Genomic DNA, 5191 nt, shown 5'->3' on the forward strand with positions numbered 1-5191 from the left:
AGCCACGGGCGCGGCCGCGGCGGCGGGCACGCCACCACGCCCAGCGACTCCGCAGCCGGCGCGAGCGCGCGGACGGCCCCGAGCGCCGGGCCGGCGTCGGCGCCCTGCTCCACCAGCGCGAGCACGCGGCGGTACCTCATGCGCCCGCCTCCGCCTGCGGCAGCGGCACCCGCTCCACCGAGCGCCCGTCGGGCGCGACCACGTGCGCCTCGACCGCCGCCAGGCTCCCGTCGTCCCGGAGCTCGTACGCGTTGAAGCCCGCGCGGACGCGCGGGTGCGGGTGGTCGAGCGCGGCGCCGCTCGCGCCGATCACCTGGAGCGCGCCGGCGGCGGTGGGCAGGCGCCACCGCACCCGCGCGTGCAGGTGCCCGAACAGCACCAGCCCGCGGCCGAGCCGCGAGAGCACCGCGCGCAGCCGGTCCGCGTCCACCAGCCCGTCGCGGAGCCGGAGCGCCCGGATCCTCCCGTCCACCGGCGGGTGGTGGACCAGCACCACCGGCGTGCGCCGCGCCACCTCGGGGTGGGCGAGCACCGCCTCGAGCGCCGCGAGCTGCGCCTCGCCCAGGCGGCCGCTCGCCACGAACGGCGGGCGGGGCACCGCGCTCGAGAGCCCGATGATGGCCGCCGGGCCGCGCAGCTTCACGCACGGGAACGGGCCGGCCGGGAGGTCGCGGGCGAGGCCGGGGAGGTCGCCGCGCAGGAACGCGCCGAAGTGGTGCGGGAAGCGGCGCCCGTCCTGGATCGACGGCAGGTAGACGTCGTGGTTCCCCGGGACCACCGTCACCTCGACCGCGCGCGCCACCCCGTCCAGCAGCGCGCGCGCCTCCTCCAGCTCGCGCTCCAGGGCGAGGTTGGTGATGTCGCCGGTCACCACCACGTGATCGGCGTGCGCCGCGGCGGCCGCGAGCACCGCGGCGAGGTACTCGCGCCGGTACACGCGCCCGCGCTGGCGGAGCAGGTTGACGTAGCCGGTGATGCGCTTGTTGAAGAGGACGCGCCGCCACTCGGTCCCGCGGGGCGAGAGCACGTGCAGGTCGGAGAGGTGGGCGATCCGGAGCACCTCCCGAAGCCTCCCGCAGCGCGCCGCCCGCTTCCAGCCGGGGGTGGAGGGACAGGCCCGATCTCGGTCGGGGATGCGACGGGATGTGCAGGTCACGCCGCCGCGCGCCCCCCCCAGCATGGGGCTCGGGCCCGGCGCGCGAAAGAGGAGGCTCGACTTTACGCAGGATAAAGTGTACACACGCGGCTCCCCATCCCAACTCCAGGCGGGGACCGGGCGGTTCTTCATCGCCCGCGAAAATTGAGAAGAAACGAGTCTACACAGTAATGGCTACCGGTACCGTGAAGTGGTTCAACGATGCGAAGGGCTTCGGCTTCATCACGCAGGACGGCGGCGGGGACGACGTGTTCTGCCACCACACTGCCATCCAGGCCGACGGCTTCCGCACGCTCGCCGAGGGGCAGAAGGTCGAGTTCGACGTGACGCGTGGCCCGAAGGGCCTGCAGGCGGCGAACGTCCGCGCGATCTAACCGCGCATCCGTCGCTCCGTCGACGCGAGAAGCCCGGCCCTTCGGCCGGGCTTCTTCGTTTCGGGCTCCCGATCAGCGCCGCGACCGGCGCCGGGACGCCGAGCGCCGCGCCTGCGACGAGAGCGCGCGCCGGGACGCGGCGGACTTGCCCTCCCGCTTCAGCGCGCCCTTCGAGGCGGCGCTCCGCCGGCGCGACGGCGCGCGCGGCTTCCGCTTCCGCTGCCCGACCTCGTAGGCCGCCTCGGCCGAGCGGCGGGTCCGCCGCGACGCCTGCCCCTTCTTCGGCGGCTTCAGCGGGATGCCCGCGCGGCGCGCCTTCGAGAGCCCGATCGCGATGGCCTGCTTCGTGGAACGCGCGCCGTGCTTGCCGCGGCGCACGTGCTCGATCTCCTCGCGCACGTACTCGCCCGCCGCGGTGGTGGGCTTCTTCCCCCGGCGCAGGGCCGCCTTCGCCCGCCGCTCCGTCGCCTTCTCCGGCATGTGCCGTCTCCTTCCGCCCCGCTGCCGCGCGGGGGACGCGGATGGCGTCCCCCCCGGCGGCTGCCCGGAGCACCCTTGAGCCTGCGGCCGCCCCTTCGCGGCGGCAAGCGAAGGGGCCGGGCGGACGGGCGGCGCGCCGCCCGCGCCTCGGGTGCGGGCGGATCACTTCTTGCGCGACGGGAGCTTCAGGAGCTCGCCGTCCACCGCGAACACGCCCCGCCCGCGGTGGTGGAGCGTGCGGGGGTCCTTGCGCGCGCGGTCGATCCACGCGGCCACCACCTCGAGCACGAAGAACCCGTACTCCTCCACCAGCCGGTCGTCGGCGATCCTGCACTCCAGGCTGGCCCAGCACTCCTCCAGGAGCGGCGCGCCCACCTTCGACGCGGCGACCGCGGTGAGGCCGAAGCGCCGGAGCTTGTCCACCCGGCGGCCGGAGACGTTGCCGCACCCGACCACCTGCCGGGCCAGCTCCACGGTCGGGACGTTGATCACGCACTCGCGGGTGGCGACGAGCCGGCCGAACGTGTGGTTGCGATCGCTGATCACGCACCCGACCCGCGGCGGCTCGAACTCCATCATCGTCAGCCAGGACATGGTCATGACGTCGGGGCGGCCCGGGCCGCCGGTGGTGACGAGCACCACCGGGCCGGGCTCGAGCAGCCGGTAGACCTCCGCGAGCGGGAGGCGGACCTTGCGCGTGGCGGGCCGCGCGGATCGGGCGGGCATCGCTCACGCATACGCCCGCCGGCCAGGGCCGGCGCGCGGCATGCGACCGCGACGGCGTCTCCGCGCACCCCGCGTCAGGGGTGCCCGGCCGGCGACTCCGCCGGGAACCCGCGCACGCCCTGGGCCATCTCCTCGTCCACGTAGCACCACGCCCAGTCCGCGCTCGGCTCGAACGAGCGCACCACCGGGTGGTCGGTCTCGTGGAAGTGCCGGGTGGCGTGCCGGTTCGGCGAGCTGTCGCAGCAGCCCACGTGCCCGCAGGTGAGGCAGAGCCGGAGCTGGACCCAGCGGTCGCCGGACGCGAGGCACTCCTCGCAGCCCTGCGTCCGCGGCTGCACGGCCGCCCGCCGCCTCCCCGCCGCCTCCAGGTGCTCGCACATGATCTCGCTCCTCTCGCGCCGCGCGCTCCGGCGCCGCGGCTCCGTTGCCGCGGCGGCCGCGCCGGATCAAGGCCCTCCCAGGACGCGCCCGCCCCGGCCCTCTCAGCGCCCGGACACCAGCTCCGGGCTGCCGCCGACCACCCGCTTCGCCGCCTGGCCCGCGCGCAGCGTCCCCCCGGGCGCGACGCCGTTCAGGGCCGCGAGCACCTCGGGCGGCGCGGTCGAGGGGAACTCGCGCGCGAAGTCGGCGAGCGACATGTCGCGCGGCACCTTCACCACGTCGAGGCGGGCCGGCTGCACCGCGCGCGCGGCCGGATCGGTCACCGGGCCGAAGCTCGCGAGCACGCGCTGGAAGGTGTCCGCCGCGGCCTGGAGCCGCTCGGCCGGCGCGTACTCCACGATCTGCAGCGTGGTGCCGCCCGCCGGCACGAACGCGACCACGCCGCCCACGTTCCCCTGCTCGGTGGCGGCCTCGAACCAGCGCGCCGCGCCGCCGTGCGGCACGGGCGGCGGCGCTGCCTGGACCGGGCGCACGCCCTGCTGCGAGAAGAACCGCTGCACCGCCTCCTCCGGCGACGCCTTGCCGGCGGCGGTGAGCTGGAGCGCCGCGTCCTGCCGAGGGCTGACCGCGACGAGCGCCGCGGCCGTGTTCTGCGCCTTCCACCCCTGCGGCAGCGTGAGCTGGAACCCGAGCTGCGGGTGCACGAACGTGTCGCCCTTCAGGTAGCCCTGGCGCGGATCCTCGCCGAACACGACGTCGTCCACCTTCGCCAGGTACTGCTCGCGGTCCACCTCCATCCGGTCCGGGGCCTCGATCTTCGCCGCCCGCTTCGCCGCGGTCTCGGCGCGGTCGCCCGGATCCGGGTGGGTGGAGAGCCAGCCGGGCACCCGACCCCCGCCCTCCCGCGCCGACACCGCCTCCAGCGTGCGGAACACCGCCGCCATCTGGCGCGGGTCGTACCGCTGCTCGACCATGTAGCGGAACCCGAGCGCGTCGGCCTGGCGCTCGTCGTCGCGGCCGAACTTGAGGAAGAGGAGCTGCATCCCGGCCCCGGCCACCTGGCCGAAGCGGCGGAGGTCCTCGCTCACCACCATGCCGACGCCGAGCCCCACCTGCGCCAGCTGCGCCTTCGAGAGCTGCTCGACGGAGTGACGGGCGGTGATGTGGCCGATCTCGTGGCCGAGCACCGCGGCCAGCTCCGCCTCCGAGGTCAGGTAGGTGAGCAGGCCGCGGGTCACGAACACGGGCCCGCCCGGCAGCGCGAACGCGTTCACGGCCGGATCGTCGATGACGGTGAAGCTCCAGGGGAGCTCGGGCCGCTCGGACCCCTTCGCGATGCGCATCCCGACCCGCTCGACGTAGGCCTGCAGCTCCGGGTCGTCGTACCGGCCCATGGTCTCGCGGACCTGCTCGGCCGCCTGCTTCCCGAGCGCGATCTCCTGGTCCTTGGAGACGAGCGAGAGCTGCCGCTCGCCGGTGGCCGGGTTGCGGGCGCACGCCGCGGCGAGGACCAGCGCCGCGCACGCGGCGGCCCTCGTGCTGCGGCGTCGCGCCAGGGCGATGGCACGCCGCATGGCGGTTCCCCCCTCCGCGAGGCCGCCGCCTTCGCGCCCCGCGGCCTACAGGGTAGTCACCGGCGCCTGCCCCGGGATCGACCGGCGGGCGCTCGCGAGGCGACCGGGCGACCCCGCGCCTCACGCCTCCAGCGGCACCGAGACGACGACCATCGGGATCCCCGCGCGCTGCAGCCGCGCCTGCAGCCGGACCGCGAAGTCCTCGCGCAGCAGCGGATCCACCGCCGCGCCGTCGGGCAGCGATCGGAACCCGACCACCACGCTGGGCGCCGGTCGATCCCGCATGAGCTCGGCCACGAGCGCGGCGGTGGTGTCGAGCAGGTCGGCGCCGCGGCGCAGCGCGACCGCCGCCGGCAGCCCCGCGCGCCGCACGTCCTCGGCGACGGCCTCCAGCTCCTGCCGGCGCTCGCGCTCGCGGGCGCGGAGCCGCTCCTCGCCCTGGACCGCGTCCGCGTCCACCAGCGACGCGCCGGCCAGGATGACGCCGCCCAGGCCCGCCG

6 protein-coding genes and 1 pseudogene are annotated in these 5191 nt (G+C 76.1%); 1 reads left to right on the forward strand and 6 read right to left on the reverse strand.

Annotation, left to right across the window (positions count from 1 at the left end; translation table 11 throughout):
* Window positions 1-136: 136 nt before the first annotated feature.
* Window positions 137-1060 (reverse strand): metallophosphoesterase, encoded by a 924-nt coding sequence (locus PSR1_RS21580; RefSeq protein WP_059439414.1) that lies wholly within the window; start codon window positions 1058-1060, stop codon window positions 137-139.
* A 266-nt stretch (window positions 1061-1326) separates the two neighbouring features.
* Here PSR1_RS21580 and PSR1_RS21585 point away from each other — a divergent pair, with 266 nt between their 5' ends.
* On the forward strand, window positions 1327-1530 hold the full coding sequence (locus PSR1_RS21585; RefSeq protein WP_011420046.1) for a cold-shock protein: 204 nt from the start codon (window positions 1327-1329) through the stop codon (window positions 1528-1530).
* Between the two features lie 72 nt (window positions 1531-1602).
* Here PSR1_RS21585 and PSR1_RS21590 read toward each other — a convergent pair whose 3' ends face one another.
* The 5 genes and pseudogenes from PSR1_RS21590 to PSR1_RS21610 form a co-directional block, all read right to left on the reverse strand.
* Entirely contained in the window at window positions 1603-2010 is a 408-nt protein-coding gene (locus PSR1_RS21590) for a hypothetical protein (protein WP_059439415.1), read from the reverse strand.
* Window positions 2011-2172: 162 nt separating this feature from the next.
* Complete coding sequence (locus PSR1_RS21595) at window positions 2173-2736, reverse strand: flavin reductase family protein (protein WP_059439416.1); 564 nt, start codon at window positions 2734-2736, stop codon at window positions 2173-2175.
* Window positions 2737-2810: 74 nt separating this feature from the next.
* Window positions 2811-3116, reverse strand: a complete 306-nt coding sequence (locus PSR1_RS21600) for a ubiquitin carboxyl-terminal hydrolase 14 (protein WP_059439417.1) — start codon at window positions 3114-3116, stop codon at window positions 2811-2813.
* 102 nt (window positions 3117-3218) lie between these two features.
* Entirely contained in the window at window positions 3219-4691 is a 1473-nt protein-coding gene (locus PSR1_RS21605) for a M48 family metalloprotease (protein WP_059439418.1), read from the reverse strand.
* A 120-nt stretch (window positions 4692-4811) separates the two neighbouring features.
* Window positions 4812-5191, reverse strand: a pseudogene (locus tag PSR1_RS21610) (APC family permease); the annotation flags it as partial.

The organism is Anaeromyxobacter sp. PSR-1, from assembly GCF_000964525.1.
Classification (GTDB): domain Bacteria; phylum Myxococcota; class Myxococcia; order Myxococcales; family Anaeromyxobacteraceae; genus Anaeromyxobacter.